Annotated in this window: 17 protein-coding genes and 2 tRNA genes; 9 read left to right on the forward strand and 10 right to left on the reverse strand. The window is 61.5% G+C overall.

Going from position 1 to position 16,051, the window contains the following annotated elements; translation table 11 throughout:
- The first annotated feature begins 316 nt into the window (after window positions 1-316).
- Window positions 317-1,006 (forward strand): hypothetical protein, encoded by a 690-nt coding sequence (locus AB4851_RS28810; protein WP_414449809.1) that lies wholly within the window; start codon window positions 317-319, stop codon window positions 1,004-1,006.
- Between the two features lie 299 nt (window positions 1,007-1,305).
- Here the strand turns inward: AB4851_RS28810 and AB4851_RS28815 are convergent, their stop codons facing one another.
- The 7 genes from AB4851_RS28815 to AB4851_RS28845 all read right to left on the reverse strand — a co-directional run bounded on the left by AB4851_RS28815 (window position 1,306) and on the right by AB4851_RS28845 (window position 7,277).
- Complete coding sequence (locus AB4851_RS28815) at window positions 1,306-1,551, reverse strand: hypothetical protein (protein ID WP_414449810.1); 246 nt, start codon at window positions 1,549-1,551, stop codon at window positions 1,306-1,308.
- A 258-nt stretch (window positions 1,552-1,809) separates the two neighbouring features.
- Complete coding sequence (locus AB4851_RS28820) at window positions 1,810-3,060, reverse strand: hypothetical protein (protein ID WP_414449811.1); 1,251 nt, start codon at window positions 3,058-3,060, stop codon at window positions 1,810-1,812.
- A gap of 192 nt (window positions 3,061-3,252) precedes the next feature.
- On the reverse strand, window positions 3,253-4,686 hold the full coding sequence (locus AB4851_RS28825; protein ID WP_414449812.1) for a DUF3987 domain-containing protein: 1,434 nt from the start codon (window positions 4,684-4,686) through the stop codon (window positions 3,253-3,255).
- Window positions 4,687-4,744: 58 nt separating this feature from the next.
- Window positions 4,745-5,002, reverse strand: coding sequence for a hypothetical protein (locus AB4851_RS28830; RefSeq protein ID WP_414449813.1), 258 nt, complete (start codon window positions 5,000-5,002; stop codon window positions 4,745-4,747).
- Between the two features lie 148 nt (window positions 5,003-5,150).
- Complete coding sequence (locus tag AB4851_RS28835; protein ID WP_414449814.1) at window positions 5,151-5,999, reverse strand: hypothetical protein; 849 nt, start codon at window positions 5,997-5,999, stop codon at window positions 5,151-5,153.
- 153 nt (window positions 6,000-6,152) lie between these two features.
- Window positions 6,153-6,229: transfer RNA gene (locus AB4851_RS28840), tRNA-Arg, on the reverse strand.
- Between the two features lie 217 nt (window positions 6,230-6,446).
- Window positions 6,447-7,277, reverse strand: coding sequence for an undecaprenyl-diphosphate phosphatase (locus AB4851_RS28845; RefSeq protein ID WP_414444638.1), 831 nt, complete (start codon window positions 7,275-7,277; stop codon window positions 6,447-6,449).
- A gap of 93 nt (window positions 7,278-7,370) precedes the next feature.
- Here AB4851_RS28845 and AB4851_RS28850 point away from each other — a divergent pair, with 93 nt between their 5' ends.
- The 6 genes from AB4851_RS28850 to AB4851_RS28875 all read left to right on the forward strand — a co-directional run bounded on the left by AB4851_RS28850 (window position 7,371) and on the right by AB4851_RS28875 (window position 13,502).
- Window positions 7,371-7,628, forward strand: a complete 258-nt coding sequence (locus AB4851_RS28850; protein ID WP_414449815.1) for a hypothetical protein — start codon at window positions 7,371-7,373, stop codon at window positions 7,626-7,628.
- A 217-nt stretch (window positions 7,629-7,845) separates the two neighbouring features.
- Window positions 7,846-8,754 (forward strand): aldose epimerase, encoded by a 909-nt coding sequence (locus tag AB4851_RS28855; protein WP_414449816.1) that lies wholly within the window; start codon window positions 7,846-7,848, stop codon window positions 8,752-8,754.
- A 215-nt stretch (window positions 8,755-8,969) separates the two neighbouring features.
- Window positions 8,970-9,668: a peptidoglycan DD-metalloendopeptidase family protein gene (locus AB4851_RS28860; protein ID WP_414444636.1), complete on the forward strand. Its 699-nt coding sequence runs from the start codon at window positions 8,970-8,972 to the stop codon at window positions 9,666-9,668.
- A gap of 350 nt (window positions 9,669-10,018) precedes the next feature.
- The gene (locus tag AB4851_RS28865; protein ID WP_414449817.1) at window positions 10,019-11,629 is read left to right on the forward strand and encodes an acyl-CoA synthetase; all 1,611 of its coding nucleotides are present in this window, start codon (window positions 10,019-10,021) and stop codon (window positions 11,627-11,629) included.
- A gap of 156 nt (window positions 11,630-11,785) precedes the next feature.
- Entirely contained in the window at window positions 11,786-12,109 is a 324-nt protein-coding gene (locus tag AB4851_RS28870; RefSeq protein ID WP_414449818.1) for a DUF2288 domain-containing protein, read from the forward strand.
- A gap of 10 nt (window positions 12,110-12,119) precedes the next feature.
- Window positions 12,120-13,502: an MATE family efflux transporter gene (locus AB4851_RS28875; protein ID WP_414449819.1), complete on the forward strand. Its 1,383-nt coding sequence runs from the start codon at window positions 12,120-12,122 to the stop codon at window positions 13,500-13,502.
- A gap of 15 nt (window positions 13,503-13,517) precedes the next feature.
- On the opposite strand, the gene AB4851_RS28880 is transcribed toward AB4851_RS28875, so the two are convergent.
- From AB4851_RS28880 to AB4851_RS28890, 3 genes are all read right to left on the reverse strand, one after another.
- Window positions 13,518-13,730: a hypothetical protein gene (locus AB4851_RS28880; RefSeq protein ID WP_414449820.1), complete on the reverse strand. Its 213-nt coding sequence runs from the start codon at window positions 13,728-13,730 to the stop codon at window positions 13,518-13,520.
- A 220-nt stretch (window positions 13,731-13,950) separates the two neighbouring features.
- Window positions 13,951-14,769: a GNAT family N-acetyltransferase gene (locus tag AB4851_RS28885; protein ID WP_414444631.1), complete on the reverse strand. Its 819-nt coding sequence runs from the start codon at window positions 14,767-14,769 to the stop codon at window positions 13,951-13,953.
- A 161-nt stretch (window positions 14,770-14,930) separates the two neighbouring features.
- On the reverse strand, window positions 14,931-15,389 hold the full coding sequence (locus tag AB4851_RS28890) for a SixA phosphatase family protein (RefSeq protein WP_414449821.1): 459 nt from the start codon (window positions 15,387-15,389) through the stop codon (window positions 14,931-14,933).
- A 109-nt stretch (window positions 15,390-15,498) separates the two neighbouring features.
- Here AB4851_RS28890 and AB4851_RS28895 point away from each other — a divergent pair.
- Together AB4851_RS28895 and AB4851_RS28900 are read left to right on the forward strand one after the other, a co-directional pair.
- A tRNA-Pro gene (locus tag AB4851_RS28895) sits at window positions 15,499-15,575 on the forward strand.
- A 181-nt stretch (window positions 15,576-15,756) separates the two neighbouring features.
- On the forward strand, window positions 15,757-15,975 hold the full coding sequence (locus tag AB4851_RS28900; protein WP_414444618.1) for a hypothetical protein: 219 nt from the start codon (window positions 15,757-15,759) through the stop codon (window positions 15,973-15,975).
- The last annotated feature ends 76 nt before the right edge of the window (window positions 15,976-16,051 follow it).

Genomic DNA, 16,051 nt, shown 5'->3' on the forward strand with positions numbered 1-16,051 from the left:
TCGGAGACCGGCGGCGCCACGTATCGCCAAACGAACGACTGCAACGTCAACGAGGATCTCAAACCGTAAAACGAAACAGGAGCTTGCCCGAGTTAAAAATTTGCGAGAATATGCCGTTAATTCGGCCAAACGCTTGCTCGTCTGCCAAGGTCAAGATATTGTTCGGTTCGTCATATGCCAGTGTGTTCCATGTGCTCATGTCTGGTCGTAAGATGCTTATCCGGCGCTGATTCCTGGGCCCTCATCCGTACATCTATACATTGAAACAATGACAACTCACCCAAAACAAGCATTTGTACACTTTCACTCAAGCTACATGTTTGATCTGGCCGAAAACGAATGTCGAATGGGACGAGGCGTAGCGTGCGTAATTTTGTGTGCTGCTGCAATAGAAGCACTATTTGGCGATATCGCTCTGTCGTTGGTCGCCCGAAGAGATTTCGTGAATAGTGTTCGCGATAGCTCTCAGGAGGCCCCCAATCTCTTTGGCCAAAAACAGGCTGCATACACTTTCTCAAAAATCCCCCCTCTAAACGCGCTGGAAGAATCGATCGCCACCGCCTTTGGCAAACTTAGCGAATACAAATCGTCGGGACTCGACCTGTACTATGTGCTGGACGGATTTCTCCAAGGTGAGGATCGCAATCCCAAAAAGGCAACGAAAGCGCAGAAAGCGGCCTGGAAATCAACGCTTCCGCTTGGAGTAGGAGAGCTCTTCGAGTTGCGAAATTCGATTGTACATAGGCATGGGTCAGCGTTTATATTCGATAACGAAGGAGCGTTGATGAATGGACCTGACGCATTGCCCCCGTCCTTGGCGGAGTTGAAAGATATCTTCAAGATCGACATCACTGATTCGAACAGATCAGGTTGGTTGGGGCTTATCGACACCGAAGAGGTAGCGACTTGGGGTGTGCGCGTAGCCCGAGAATTCATCAATGCGACACTGCATTCATTACCACAGACACCAGCGTTTGACTTTCTCAAGAGCAACGCAAAAATTTGATCGAAGAGCCTAGCTCCGGCGCATCTGCTTGGGTAAGAACATCTATTGTCTCGATCAACCGATGGTGTGTGATCTACTTGAACGCTAGCCCCCGTCGCTACACGGGCAGGAGGCCATATCACGCAGAAAAACGAGATGACGACCGTGAACAGTATTGGCGGGGGCTGCTCCACGAGGACAGCTCGCTTCCGATCCCAACCCCCAAACCGATCTCACCGAAAACGCTCAAGGCTTTGAGTCAAGTCATAACGCGTTCAGCTGTAGCACATTGCATGGCCCCTCGCACTCGCGATGCTCCGTCATCCCTGATGATTACCTGCTGCTGCGCCATCACGCTCTCGCTGTATTTCAGCGAGCCAGCTCTTGAACGTGACCGGAGCGAGCCCCAAGCCCATATCTTTCAGCTTTTTGATGATTGCCGCATTCGATACACCTCCTCCAATCAACTCCTGAATGGTGTCGTACATGTCGCGAAAACGCTGCTTTCGAGGGTCTGCATGATGGTTAGACAGCAACTTGCGTAGCTCTTCAATATCGGCTTGCATGCAGGTCGTATTGCGCGAGGGATTTTGATGCACTGGATTCTCGGTTCATATTCGGTTGCACAGGGGGTTTCATTTACATTCAAACTGGATATACGGATCGTCTTCACTCAAATTTAGAAATTACAATTTTCGTAACAAATTCACCAAATCCCACCAGTCTCACGCGCATCCCGAACAATCCTCCAAGTGCGCACGTATCTTGCGGATTGTTCGGGATACCACGAGCGCGGACCAAGTCATTTTTTTCACACAATTACTTCAAATATCGCAAGAATCGTCTGATGCAGATTCAATGCCGCGCGTGCGGGGACGACCACGTTTGGGTCCCGTTAGCTCCTTAATCTTACCGTGCAGGAACATCTTTAACTTGCCTGCATGCTTGATGCGAACCAGCTGCGTAGCTTTCGCAAAATAGCTCAATGCCGTCCACAGATGCTTGCGCTTTTCCGTATCGTAGTGATCGATCATGCCAACCCCCACGTAGCGATACCCTCCCCGAGCAGCCTTCAGGTTGCAGCTGAAGGCGTACCCACGTCCCTCCGTAATAATGTCATTCCAGTAGTTCGCGATCTTGAGCGAATACCCCACATCGTCCTGCACCTCCGAGCCATTAAATATGAAGCATATGTGCAGGTGATGCCCACCATCTCGTGAATACTCAATGCGGCCCACATGACCGACGATGTGCCTGAATATCGAGCGCTTGCCTTTCATGTTCCCGCACAGACGCTCCCAGTCAGCTTTGAGCTCGACGAGGCTGATCCATCGAGGATTCTCTTCGTGGTGCTCGGTACCGTTCATGAAAGCTTCATGTTCACGTTCAGCACGATTTTGCATGGCATCACGACGCTCTATCGCTTCGGTAACATCAGCACATGCGGTCTTGTGGTATTCGAGCACCATGTCGACGAACATGAGCCTTGCATATCTTTCAAACAGGTTTTCCAAGTAACGGCGAAGGTATGCGAGATTGTGCTTGCCGTTGCTTTTCCAATCGCTAATTCGCTTCTTGAGCTTGACCCTCCGCGCCTCTTCAAGCATTGTCGCTATGAAGTCAATCGCCATCTTCGCATGCAGCGGGTCGACTCCATGACCATCCTCATCCGTCCAATCCACATGTGTGTAGTTGCTGATCTGGTGCTGACGGTACCGTTCAAAGAAGAACTCCAAATCTGGTGAATACGATAGAGACGGATCGTGAATGCGGGCGTACGCTGACAGTCTCTTTATATCGTCGGCCATCTTCAACACGATTACGCTCCCATCTCTTCTGTACCTATAGGGTAGCGAGCTACCACGGAGCAACTTCTCCATGAAGTCGATCAAGGAATGCAGGTCTGCTGCATTTAGCTGATAGGACTGCCCATCTATACTTCGTACCTGATTGACGACTGCTGACACAGTCGCCATGGTCAATCTCATGTCATCGTCATGCTCATCTGAACGATTAATTGCTGCACGATGATCTTGCCGATCATCATCCTCATCATAGAGATGATAGTCATTCATATTTAATTATCTTAATTTCTCTATAGATATGCAGAGTTAATTATTAACCCCGTTCATATACCAAAATAATTCCAACACAATGAAGCAGGGAGCTCGCCGACGATACATCGACAAATCCCTTGCTTTCATTATGTTTTGAGGCTGTTTAAGGATATCCCCAAACATACCGATTTCTTTGTAGCAGAAGGAGACTCAGTGAACACCACCTCGTCCAAGGAGATGCCCTACACTATCGCGTCGATTCAGATGAACCATTCCGCCCTTCACCCACACCTCCTCCTGAGCGCAGAGCTTCGCCAATGCCTTCTTGAACTGCCCTGCAGTCGCCATACCGGCATTGAAAGCCCGCTCACGCAGAAGATCCTCTGAGATCTTGTCGCGCACACGCAGATCACGGAACAAAAGCTCGTGCAGTCGACCTGCATCCTCATCGATCCGCGAGAGCGCTTGCTCCTCCGAGTTGATCAGCCGGGAAAAATTTTCATAGCTCCACAGGGCAATTTCTTCCGCACATTCGACTCGTTCAGCCGTAATGAGACCTTCTTCACCCTCAAACTCGTGGTGCCTCGCCGCGTGGCGGATAATTTGCTCATGCAGCTTGTTCAGGCTGGCCATCTCACTCGAACTTGCTCCCTCCAACCGGATACTTCCGATACGACGATCGGCTCTCTCAAGTGCGCGGCCTGCTAGGGGCGAGAACGTCAGGATCTTTTGCCCCTCCCAGCCCATTTGTTGCAAACGTATTTGCTCGTGGAAGTAGTGTTCACAGCGCCCGAGAAACTCCTGCATTTCGGCGAGCGCAAGGACATCAGGCAGGTCTGTAGGAGCAGGCTCAACTATTGATCGATCCGTGAAATACCAGAAAAAACGAGCAAAGAAACCAATTTCGAGTGCATGCCTTCCCTGAGGTGTGCGCAAAAAGGCTAGGAGTCGGTCCGGCTGAATTGGCACGACCATCGCAATCTTTGGATCGACCATCGCTACGCCCGTGCAGTGACGCGCGAAACTGATCGGGATGCCACTCCAGCTCGAACACAGCAAACCGATCAGATCCTTCCCCAGCTCAGGCAAGAAGGCACTGCCCTCATCCGGGGCGATCAAAAACGCACGATTCTGGTCTGTCTGCTCTTTCACAGCAGCAAACGAAAACCGCTCAAGGGTGCGAGGCGGCGACGGCGGGGCTTTAGGGCGACTTTGTTCAAGCTCGACCAACCGACTGACGAAAGCATCGTTAGGGGGAAGCCCCTTGCTCGCTAGCTTGGCGATCGCACTCTGGGTGCCCGCATACTGGGCGTGCCACGCCGTCATGCGACCTTTGTGTTCTTGCCATGCAGCGAGCGTCTCCGTATCGTGCGCGGCAATGAGGCCGCTACGGTGAGTCATGGACGGCTTCCCTGCTGGAGACTTTCCAACACCGGAATCACCACCGATTCCAATGTAGGCCGTAAGCCCGATTTGCTGACCATTCCATTTGACCTTAGTGCATGGAGCAACAGCGTTCGCGGTATGCGTATCAATAACGCCTGCGAAAATCGTAGCGAACGTCTCGGTGCGAGCTACAGCCTCGACCAAAGCACGTTGCTTCTTCGATAGTGCACACAGCAGAACAGAATTGCCGAACATCATGCGGCCTCCTGTCCATCGAGGAGAACTACCATGCAAACTTTGTTGGTGGCGATGCCGATCATTGCGCCACCTCGCTATTGCTGGTGTTGACAAATGCGTCATTGGCAGCCACTACACCATCTCGCTTGGTAACGATCACGGCAGGCCAGCGAAGACGGCCATTCGCATGCTTCTGTGGCACGACTCCGAAGTAGCTACCCGTCTGGCTGTAGCGCTTGCGAGCGGTTTGCTCCTCGATATGGTTCTGCGCGGCAAACGTCTTGGTTTGCCACGGATACGCAGTGTGTTCGACTGAATGATTCGGACTATTGGACATCTCTGTTCCTCGTGGGCCGAGATGCGGGCCCATGCGCCACGTTGATCGCCCCCGATCAACGTGACGCCATGATCCGACTAGAGAAACAGATGCTGAACCAGGGCGTCGATAACCGTCGCTTATCGACGGTTATCGACGGAATCCTTTGTCAGCTGTTGACCTTTTGCTTTGCGCGCAGCCTACGCAAGCGGGCGTCAAGCGCACCTTCTGTCAGATGGCCCATCATCGTTCCATCTTTCTGTACGACGTTGGTTTTATAGATAAGGCCATGCACGGTCGCCTTTTTTGTCTGGTAAGTTTCGACGCGACCGGTGAATGGGGGGATTTCGGCATGCGCCATGTCCTTAAGCTTTAACCATACTTGCTTGGTTGCATCAGAGGCGGCCGCAATAATGGCCTCCGCAATTAAATGATCTAGATCGCGTTGTCTTTTCTTCCCCAAGAGAGACACACGCCGCCCATGGTTAGATGCCGGATGCATCACGACTTCTTCTTGGGACGTAGATTGTTTTTTTTGCTCCTCCCCTGCTGCGGCGAGCAATTTCAGCGCAGCCAACTCGTCGGCTACCGAGAGCGCGAAATGGTGATGGTAGGAGCCGGCAGGATAGATATGCCGCATAAACTCCAGCAGCTTAGGGACATTCCAAGAAGCTTCGCCTGTAGCGTTGCACCACTTCAGGAAATCATCCGATACGATCTCGTCACGAGGCATGGTCCCGTGACGTACATCCTCGCGATATTCGTCCAACAGTCGAGTCGCGAACTGTAATTGACGAGGGGTCGCTGGAACATCGGGATCATCCAGTTGGCGGACATCGCTATCCTCGCCAGGAATCTCCGTGCATTTTCCGAGGGGCGGGATGACGCCCGTGACCAACAGCACCCCTTCTGCCGGCGTCCAGTATGCACGCTTATTTATGTAGTATTCGACCCGCTCGAGAAACTCCACTCGCTTGCGGGCTAACTGACTGCGGTTTTTATCAACGTCGGCGCTCATCCTAGGCAGTGCGTAGTGGCAAAGGCGGTAGCGTACCGTATCCCAGTGATCCAGATGGATCTTCGGTGATGGAATCCGGTTACATCGCGGTTACACGAGACCAAGTCAATGCGCGATAGCTTGAAGCCATGCATCGTAACTCATTGACTTAACTGGCCCGCCCTACACGATTCGAACGTGTGACCTACGGCTTAGAAGGCCGTTGCTCTATCCGTCTGAGCTAAGGGCGGTCATGAGACAGGCGGCGCCGAAACCGGCACCGCCAGAAAGAAGCGAAGCAACCACCGCACATCCCGGCCCAAACGCCAACACCACCGGAACGCACCGCTCGTCACCTCGAATCGGAACCCCCGAGCGAAGCGCCAACCCCGCGCCCCCGACGAATTCCGAGCCAAAGATTATACCCGATCGCTACCGCGCGACCAGCCCAAACCGGGCAAGGTCAAATCAGACCGGCTGCGCATGGAACGCGAACCAACCGAGGCAGAACAGCCCCGCCAGCACGCAATACACGCCGAACGACGCGAGACGCCCGCGCCCTTCGAAATAGCGCATCAGGAAACGAATGCTCAGATAAGCGGCAATCGCCGTCAGCACACCGCCCAGCGCGGCATCGGCCAGTTGATCCGGCGCATGAAACAGCTTCGGCAGTTCGAGCACGCCGGCCGCCAGAATGATCGGCGTGCCAAGCAGGAACGAAAATTCGGCGGCCTTTTCGGTCGTCAGCCCGGCGGCATTGCCGGCGATCATCGTCAGCCCGCTGCGCGAAAAACCCGGGATCAACGCGCCAACCTGCGCCAGCCCGACCAGAAACGCGCGGCCAAAACCGAGCCGCTCCGGCGCACGATGCGCGCGCGAACGCTGGAGGCGATCGCCCCACCACAACAGCACGCCGTTGACGATCAGCGCGCCGGCCACGATCCGCAGGTCATGGAACACGTGCTCGATCTTCTTCTCGAGCAACAGCCCCACCAGCCCGGCCGGAATCGTGCCGATGATCAGCGCCCACATCATGTGCGCGTCGTCGTTGGGACGGCCGGCGAACGAGGCGAAGAAGCCCCGCACGAGCGCGCACCAACGCTTGCGGAAATACCAGAGCAATGCGATCGCGGTACCGAGGTGCAGTGCAACAAGGAACGGCAGCAGTTGCGGCGCATGCTTGTCGATATGCATGCCGATCAATGCGGGCACCAGCAGCGTGTGACCCAGGCTGCTGACGGGGAAAAGTTCGGTCACGCCCTGCAGGACGCTCAGAAATACCAGAAACCAGAGGCTCACGCGTCGGTCCTTTTGTCGATGATGAATGGGAAAAGCGCTCGATACACCGGATGGAGAATCCGGCAGCGCACTGATTATGCACAGCAGCATTCCGTGCGCCAAGTCGCCGGGCCGCACTTCGCGGCTTTCATCGACGGAACCGTCAAAATTGTCAGGAAATTGAAATACACCCAGAAACAAAAAGGCCCGCGGTCCGGAGGACGGCGGGCCTGGAAGCGCTGCGGAGGCTGGCCCGCAGCGGTTTTGGCATCAGCGGCCGAGCTGGTAGAAAAACAGCAGCGTGCTGCCGGTGAACATGCCGAACAGGGCGATTCCCATTGCCATTGCCAGATCCATGCTGCTGACTCCTGATTCGAATGCGGTGTAACGAAAAGTAACCGGTCGACACAATTATGCGGTCAAACCGACAGACTGCCACCCGCAATTTCCCCACATGGGTTTCCCCTAGGCAAGTTTTTCCGATTTTTGCCGATAACCCGCTGCGGTTCGCGCGCCCTCGCCACTCGCGCAAGCGCGCGGCGTCCGCTATGCTGTCCGCCCGTTGTGTTGACGCCGATCGAAGGACACCATGCCCATCTTCCAGCAGCAGGACATCATCGAACTCGTCGATGGCCCGTCGCGGCTGCGCATCGCGCCGCAAGCCGGCGGCCGTCTCCTGTCGTGGGATATCGATGGCGAGCCGGTCATCTTCTGGCCCGAGCAGGCCGACTGGAGCGCGCCGGCCAAGGTGCGCGGCGGCAACCCGCTGCTGTTCCCGTTTCTGGGCCGGCATCGTGTCGGCAATACAGTCGGCCGCTGGCGCGACGCGGCGGGCGTGGTGCGCGACCTGCCGATGCACGGCTTCGCGCGCGACCTGCCGTTCGCGGCGCACGTGGATGCGGACGGCCGCGGCATCGACATGACGCTCGAATCGAGCGACGCAACGCGCGACGGCTACCCGTTCGCGTTCCGCTTCGATGCGCGCTATCAGTTCGCCGACGCGAACACGCTCGACGTCGAATTGACCACGCGCAACCTCGGCGACGCCCCGTTGCCCTACTACGCCGGCCATCACTTCTACTTCGCGCTGCCGCACGGCGAGCGCGCGCAAACCTCGATCGAGCTGCCGCCGACGCAGCGCCGCTTCCAGGAAGCAGACGGTTCGATCAGCGCGCCGGTCGCCGGCGAGCCGCGCTATACGCTCGACGAGGCGCGCATCCTCGACCGCTTCCACTGCCTCGAAGGCGTGCCGGCCCGCCCGCTGCGCATCACGATGCCGGGCCGCAACCGCCGCATCGACATCGATCTGAACCGCCCCGGTTCGGTGGAGTGGTACACGGTGACAACCTGGACCGAGAAGCCGGAATCGGATTTCTATTGCGTGGAGCCGTGGCTCGGCCTGCCCGACGCCATCCACAACGGCCTCGGCCTGCGCATGCTCGCGCCCGGCGCGACGGAAACGGCCTCGTTGCGCATCAGCGTCGCCAAGCTCGACTGAACGACACGGCGCGCGGCCCTGCGCCGGACGCCACGTGCCGCGCGCAGCCTCACGGCGCGGCCATTCGCACCGCCTGAACGGCCGCGCCGTGACGCCGCGCACGTCTCGTGCGGCGATCGAACCCGCAAATCGGCGCCGCGCGCCACGAACCCGGTAAAATCCCCGGTTTTGTATCCTGCCGCCGCGCCCCGCGCCGCGCCGTCTTGCGAGGTTTCATGTTGGTCAAAGCCGCCCGAGGGTTCGTCCTTGCTTCACTCGCCGTTGTCCTGGCCGCGTGCGGTTCCGCACCGGTCGGCCCCGGCTTCTATCGCGTCGAACGTGGCGACACGCTGTCGAAGATCGCCCGCTCGAACCGCCAGCCGGTCTCGAACCTCGTGCGCTGGAATTCCATCTCGAATCCCAATGCGATCGAAGTCGGCCAGGTGCTGCGCGTCGCGCCGCCAGGCGGCACGGCATCGAGCAGCGCGCCGGTGCGCACCACCGGTGGCGGTGGCGGCAGCTCGGCGCCCCCGCCCGCAGCCGCCGTCGCGCCGCCGCGCCCCAACGTCTCGATCTCGCTGATCTGGCCGGCGGCCGGCACGGTGGTGCACTCGTTCGATGGCGGCAATTCGAAGGGGATCGACATCGCGAACACGGCCGGCACGCCGGTGGTGGCGGCAGCGGCAGGCACGGTGGTGTATGCGGGCAACGGGCTGCGCGGCTACGGCAACCTCGTGATCATCAAGCACGACGCGGATTTCCTGACCGCCTACGCGCACAACCGCGTGCTGCTCGTGAAGGAGGGCCAGGCGGTCACGCAGGGCCAGAAGATCTCGGAGATGGGCGACAGCGACAACGACCGCGTCGCGCTCCATTTCGAGCTGCGTTACGGCGGCCGGTCGATCGACCCGGCGCGCTACCTGCCCGCGCGCTGACGCACGCGCCGCATCGCGCGGCGCGCATTCCGGCAGCGGCCGCCAGGCCGCCCTGCTGACGAACGGGACCGCTCAGCGCTTGCGATACCGGCCGCTGACGCGGCCGGACAACGGATCAACGCGCGTCGCAAACAACACGACGGCGCTGATGCCGAGCACGCTGAACCCCGTGGCAATCCAAAGCCAGACCATGTTTCATTTCGATTCGTTGAACGAGCGATAGTACGCGGGAACCGGCATGGCCGCCGTGGCGCACATCATCCCTCGTGAAGTGCGACTATCGCGCGAAGGCCGTGACGATACGGTGTAATCTCGGCAATCCGTCTGTTGCGATGTCGCCCGGAGCGCCAATGCTGCCTGAAGCCGACGATTACCCTTCATTGCTTGCCGCGTTCGCGTGGCGCATTCCCGAGCGCTACAACATCGGTGTCGACGTGTGCGACCGCTGGGCCGACGGCAGCGGCCGGCTCGCGCTGATCGACGAGCGCGAGGACGGCACCGTCACGCACTATACGTTCGACGCACTGAAGGCGGCCTCCAATCGCCTCGCCCATCACTTCGCGCGTGCCGGCCTGGTGCGGGGCGATCGCGTCGGCATCTTCATCGCGCAAGGCGCGCAAACCGCGATCGCGCATCAGGCCGCCTACAAGGCCGGCCTGATCGCGGTGCCGCTGTTCGCGCTGTTCGGCGCCGACGCGCTCGAATTCCGGCTGGCCGACAGCGGCGCCGCGGCACTCGTCACCGATTGCGCGGGCGTGGCCAAGATCGCGCCGCTGCGCGCCGCGCTGCCGGCCCTGCACACCGTCTACTGCACCGACGGCGAGCCCGACGGCACGCTGTCGTTCGACGCCGCGCTCGCCGGCGAATCGGACGCCTACCTGCCCGTCGATACCTCGGCCGACGATCCGGCCGTGATCATCTGCACCTCGGGCACGACCGGCAAGCCGAAGGGCGCCCTGCACGCGCATCGGGTGCTGCTCGGCCATCTGCCCGGCGTGGAGATGTCGCAGAACGGCTTTCCGCGCGGCGCCCGCGTGTTCTGGACGCCGGCCGACTGGGCCTGGATCGGCGGCCTGCTCGACGTGCTGTTGCCGGCCTGGCATCACGGCGTGACGGTGGTGGCGCGTCGCTTCGAGAAGTTCGACGGCGAGGCCGCGTTCGCCCTGCTCGCCCGCCACGGCGTGACCCATGCGTTCCTGCCGCCCACCGCGCTGAAACTGATGCGCGGCGTGCCGCGGCCACGGGAGCGGCACGCGCTCATGATCGAATCGGTCGCGAGCGGCGGCGAATCGCTCGGCACCGAGCTGCTCGATTGGGGCCGCGAGGTGTTCGGCGTGACCCTCAACGAGTTCTACGGGCAGACCGAGTGCAACGTCGTGCTGGCCTCGTGCAGCGCACTGTTCGCGCCGCGCCCCGGGGCGATCGGCAAGGCCGCGCCCGGGCATCGCGTCGAGATCGTCGATGCGGCCGGCCAGCCGGTGTCACCCGGCACCGAGGGCACGATCGGCATCCGGGCGCCCGACCCGGTGATGTTCCTCGGCTATTGGCGCAACCCCGACGCGACGCGCGAGAAGTTCGCGGGCGAGTATCTACTGACCGGCGACCGCGGCGTCGCCGACGCGGACGGCTTCATCCGCTTCGTCGGCCGCGACGACGACGTGATCACGAGCGCCGGCTACCGGATCGGCCCGGGGCCGATCGAGGATTGCCTGCTGCGCCACCCGGCCGTGCGGATGGCGGCCGTGATCGGCGTGCCCGATCCGACCCGCACCGAGATCGTGAAGGCGTTCGTGGTCGTGCAACCCGGCGTGACAGCCGACGAGGCGCTGGTGCGCGAATTGCAGCAGCACGTGCGCACGCGCCTGGCCGCGCATGAATACCCGCGCGCGATCACGTTCGTCGACGGGCTGCCGCTGACGGCCACCGGGAAGATCATCCGGCGCGCGCTGCGCGGCCTGTGAGCAGGCCACTGCACGGCCGCACGGCGGCGGACATGGGCATGACCGCGTTGCCACAGGCAGAACGGGCGCGCCGGCGGATCGGCTAGAATCGCGGCTCACCCCGCCTTGCAATCCGCACCCGGCCGTCACCCCGGCCGGGCGCCCCCGTTCATGACCATGACCGCATCGACCCCTCCGTCCGCCGGCGACACGCTCAGCCCGCTCTACCGCCAACTGCTCGGCGAAACCGCCAAGATCGACTGGTGCGATCTCGAACGCTTCTTCGCACAGGGCAAGCTGCTGTCGGTGGCGCGCGACCTCGATCTCGTCAGCGTGGCCGAAGCGGTCGCCTCCGACGATACCGAACAGGTCACGCGCTGGCTGTCGGCTGGCCATGTGGCACGGATGCCCGCCGAACTCGCCCAGGATTACGCCACGCGCACGCCCGAGCTGTGGGCCGTGGTCGTATCGCCGTGGATCTGCGTGCAGGAACGCACCTGAGGGCCTGCCGATGTCCGCGTCCCCTGCTTCTCCCGCTTCTTCGACCACCGCCGCACCTGGCCGCACGCCGGTCGACCATCGCAGCGTGCTAGGCCTCGCGATTCCGATCGTGCTGGCCAACCTGACGCAGCCGATCCTCGGCGCGGTCGACACGGCCGTGGCCGGCCACCTCGACGGCCCGCAGGTGCTGGGCGGCGTCGCGCTCGGCAGCCTGTTCTTCAGCTTCGTGTACTGGGGTTTCGGCTTCCTGCGGATGGGCACCACCGGCCTCGTCGCGCAGGCGTTCGGCGCGGGCGATCAGGCCGGCATCCGGCTCGCCGTGTGGCGCGCGCTGGCGCTGGCCGCCGTGCTGGGTCTGCTCGTGCTGGCGCTGAACGGCCCGCTGATCGCGATCGCCCTGCATCTGCTCGGCGGCAGCGACGCGGTGCGTGCCAACGCCCAGGCCTATGCGCAGGCTCGCATCTGGGCCGCGCCGTTCGCGCTCGCGAACTACGCGATCCTCGGCTATCTGCTCGGCGTGCAACGCGTGCGGCTGGCGCTCGTGCTGCAAGCGTTCATCAATGTCGTGAACATCGTCGCCGTGGTGGCGTACGTGTATCGCTTCGACGGCGGCGTGGCCGGCATCGGCGCGGCCACCGCGACGGCCGATCTGGCCGGCTTCGTGCTGGGCGCGATCGTGTTGCTGGTGCGTCGCGGGAGCGGGCACGGCCTCGGGTTCGGCTTGCCGACCCGGGCGGCGTTCTTCGAGCGCACCGCGCTCAAGCGCCTCCTCGTGCTCAATCGCGACATCTTCGTGCGCACGCTGTGCCTGCTGTCGGCGTTCGGCTGGTTCGCGCATCGGGGCGCGCAGCAAGGCGACGCCACACTCGCGGCCAACGCGCTGCTGCTCAATTTCCTGACCTTCACGTCCTACGCGCTCGACGGCTTTGCCCATGCGGCCGAGGCGCTGGTCGGCGCGGCCGCCGGCGCGCGCGATCGCGACACGTTCCGCGCGGCCGTGCGCGTGACGCTGCAATGGGCGGTGGGATGCTCGGCGGTGTTCACGCTCGTGTATGCACTGAGCGGCAACTGGATCGTCGCGCAACTGACCGATCAGCCGGCCGTGCGCGAGATGGCGGCACGCTTCCTGCCGTGGGCGGCCGTGCTGCCGCTGGTGTCGGTGTGGGGATTTCTGCTCGACGGCGTGTTCATCGGCGCGACGCAGACACGCACGCTGATGATCGCGATGGCCATCTCGCTGGCCGTGTTCCTCGCGGCCAGCTTTGCGCTGGCCGGGCCGCTCGGCAATCACGGCCTGTGGCTCGCGCTGTCGATCTTCATGCTTGCGCGCGGCGTCACGCTGTCGCTGCGAATGCCCGCGCTCGCGCGCCGGATCGGCAGCGCGGCGGGCTGAGGCCGAACGGCGGCCTTACTGCGACGCGGCGGCCGGTGCGGCCGGCGTGCCCGACGACGCCGGCGCATCGAGCATCGTCGGCGGCGTCATGTCGGTCGGCACGCCGTGGTAGTCGGCCGGATCTTCCGGCGGCTTGCCGTGATGGCGCGAGCCGTCGCTCGACGCCGATTGATCCACGCAGGCGCTCAACATTACCGCGACGAGCGCGGCCATAACGAAACGGAACATCCTCACCTCGAATTCGAAACACCGCGCGGCGCACGACGCACCGCGCACGCGACGCAGCAGTCTAGCGGAAACCGGCGCGTCCAGCCTCGTGCGCCGGGTTGCCAGATGCGTGATTCGCGCACGGCGCGCTCGCTGCCCGCTCGTGGCGTCGGCAACAAAAACGGCACGACGATCGGATCGTCGTGCCGTTTCGGTATTCGACTTGGCGCGTGCCGGAGGATCAGCGTGCGATCGGCTCGGCCAGGAAGTGGCGGGCGTAGCGGGCGTTGATGTCCGAGAGACGGAACAGCGTCAGGAAATCGGCGCAGTTGAAATCGGGATCCCAGGCCGGTGCGCCGCAGATCTTCGCGCCCAGACGCAGATAACCCTTGATCAGCGGCGGCGGCAGCACCTTCGTGCCCGTCTTCAGCTCGTCCACCGGCAGCGCCGTGTGCGGGAAGGCGTGGTATTCCGGCGCCGTGAGCGAGTCGCTGAGCGACGCGTAGAGGTTGGCCGCGTAGTGGCCGCCGTCGGCCATCGACACGCTCGCGCAGCCGAGCATGGTTTCGTAGCCGTTTTGCATCATGTAGGTGCCCAGACCGCCCCAAAGCGCCATGATCACGGCGCCGCTGCGGTAATCGCGATGCACGCACGAGCGGCCGACTTCGACCATTTTCGAGCGCAGATGCGCGAGGCGGGACAGGTCGAACTCACCTTCCGCGTACAGGCGGCCGATACGGGCGGCCTGATGCGGCGGGAGGACCCGGTAGGTACCGACGACCTTGAGCGTGTCGAGGTCGCGGACCAGCAGGTGATCGCAGTAGGCGTCGAAAGGATCGACATCGAGGCCAGCGGGGCCGCTGACCGAGGCGCCCATCTCTTCGGCGAACACGTGGTAACGCAGGCGCTGGGCTTCGCGCAGTTCGTCTTCGGTACGCGCCCAAGCGGCGCGCAAGCGGAATTCAGACGTGACCGTTTCGGCCGCGCGCGGCAAACGGCGACGCGACTGATCAAGCGGCAGCGAAGCAAATGGGAGCGTGGGCGTCGGCAGATCTCGCATCAGGCTTTCCTGGTCGTAAGGATTGGAACGACATGGTCGCCAATGTAGTAACCGGCCGTGACGCTTGGATGGCAAATCGGTGTCAGTTGGGTGACATGTCGTCCAAATGACTTTAGCAGAAAGTCGGAAGAAAGGTATCTAGACGCGGAATTGGGCCGGATTCAGGTCAATTCCGGTGAAATTGCGGCCTTCAGGACGGCTTGACCGGCCCGCTCGATCGAGCGGCTTTGCAGCCAGATCAGCCCGCCTTTTTTCAGCGACCAGCTGTCGTCGATACCCGACAGCAGCTTCGCCGCCACCGCGCCGAGCGTCGGTTGATGGCCAACCACCACCACCGTGGGCGCGATGCCCTCCGGCCAGCCGGCCGCCGTCAGCACGTCGGCCACGCTGCCGCCCGGTGCCAGTTCGCGCACCGTGCGGTATTGATCCGTGAGCGTCTCGATCGTCTGCACGGTGCGCACCGCCGGGCTCGCGAGGATCACGGCGCTGCTTTCGAGCCGCGGCCTCAGCCACTTCGCGACCGCATTCGCATCGCGACGGCCCCGCACGGTCAATTGGCGGGCGAGATCGCTGGCGGCGTAGTCCTCCGCTTCGGCATGACGCCATAGAATCAGATGCATCCTGATGAACCTCGGCGAGTCGATCGGACCTCCATGCTAACGCGCCTTCAATGACATCTGTACAAGGGATTGACCCGAGTGGCGCAATGAGGCACAATCTTTGGCTTGTCGGAGCGTAGCGCAGCCTGGTAGCGCATCTGATTTGGGATCAGAGGGTCGTAGGTTCGAATCCTATCGCTCCGACCACGAAATACGAAGGGGTTACACGCCACAAGCGTGTAACCCCTTTTTCGTTTCCGGCTTCGGATCACTGCGTGAAGCCGGTTTAGAGCACCTGGAATGTTGCGACGCAACAAAAATGCTCGTAGACTGAGCTGGCGTCTACCGCGACATTGCTTCACGGGCGCCGCTAACGGGAGAGCACGCCATGACGACGTATTCGCCTCAACCCAGCCTGTCGCCCCCCGCTCTGCACGTCTTCGAGCAAGATGGCGCCTGGCACTGGGGCATCACCGTCCCGCGAGCCGCGGGAAGCGGATTCAAGCTGATCGCTTTCAGTGAGAAAACCTTCGCCGTTGAAAGCGCCGCCCGCATTGACGGCGGCTCCGCGCTCGCGAGCCTGGCGGATATCGACTCGCGGCATTGATGCTCCGTCGGCACGCTCATCGCGCACCGGAGCCAGGCTGAACGCCGCGTTCCGGATACGCGGAGATACACGGCGC

The sequence above is a fragment of the Burkholderia sp. 22PA0099 genome (genome assembly GCF_047497165.1).
GTDB lineage: Bacteria > Pseudomonadota > Gammaproteobacteria > Burkholderiales > Burkholderiaceae > Burkholderia.

Excerpts from the sequence above, each read along its gene's own strand:
- AB4851_RS28900 (WP_414444618.1), top strand. The coding sequence starts at position 15,757 with ATGACGACGTATTCGCCTCAACCCAGCCTGTCGCCCCCCGCTCTGCAC.
- AB4851_RS28890 (WP_414449821.1), bottom strand. The coding sequence starts at position 15,389 with ATGCATCTGATTCTATGGCGTCATGCCGAAGCGGAGGACTACGCCGCC.
- AB4851_RS28870 (WP_414449818.1), top strand. The coding sequence starts at position 11,786 with ATGACCGCATCGACCCCTCCGTCCGCCGGCGACACGCTCAGCCCGCTC.
- AB4851_RS28820 (WP_414449811.1), bottom strand. The coding sequence starts at position 3,060 with ATGAATGACTATCATCTCTATGATGAGGATGATGATCGGCAAGATCAT.
- AB4851_RS28835 (WP_414449814.1), bottom strand. The coding sequence starts at position 5,999 with ATGAGCGCCGACGTTGATAAAAACCGCAGTCAGTTAGCCCGCAAGCGA.
- AB4851_RS28855 (WP_414449816.1), top strand. The coding sequence starts at position 7,846 with ATGCCCATCTTCCAGCAGCAGGACATCATCGAACTCGTCGATGGCCCG.
- AB4851_RS28875 (WP_414449819.1), top strand. The coding sequence starts at position 12,120 with ATGTCCGCGTCCCCTGCTTCTCCCGCTTCTTCGACCACCGCCGCACCT.
- AB4851_RS28830 (WP_414449813.1), bottom strand. The coding sequence starts at position 5,002 with ATGTCCAATAGTCCGAATCATTCAGTCGAACACACTGCGTATCCGTGG.
- AB4851_RS28860 (WP_414444636.1), top strand. The coding sequence starts at position 8,970 with ATGTTGGTCAAAGCCGCCCGAGGGTTCGTCCTTGCTTCACTCGCCGTT.
- AB4851_RS28865 (WP_414449817.1), top strand. The coding sequence starts at position 10,019 with ATGCTGCCTGAAGCCGACGATTACCCTTCATTGCTTGCCGCGTTCGCG.
- AB4851_RS28825 (WP_414449812.1), bottom strand. The coding sequence starts at position 4,686 with ATGATGTTCGGCAATTCTGTTCTGCTGTGTGCACTATCGAAGAAGCAA.
- AB4851_RS28810 (WP_414449809.1), top strand. The coding sequence starts at position 317 with ATGTTTGATCTGGCCGAAAACGAATGTCGAATGGGACGAGGCGTAGCG.
- AB4851_RS28815 (WP_414449810.1), bottom strand. The coding sequence starts at position 1,551 with ATGCAAGCCGATATTGAAGAGCTACGCAAGTTGCTGTCTAACCATCAT.
- AB4851_RS28880 (WP_414449820.1), bottom strand. The coding sequence starts at position 13,730 with ATGTTCCGTTTCGTTATGGCCGCGCTCGTCGCGGTAATGTTGAGCGCC.
- AB4851_RS28885 (WP_414444631.1), bottom strand. The coding sequence starts at position 14,769 with ATGCGAGATCTGCCGACGCCCACGCTCCCATTTGCTTCGCTGCCGCTT.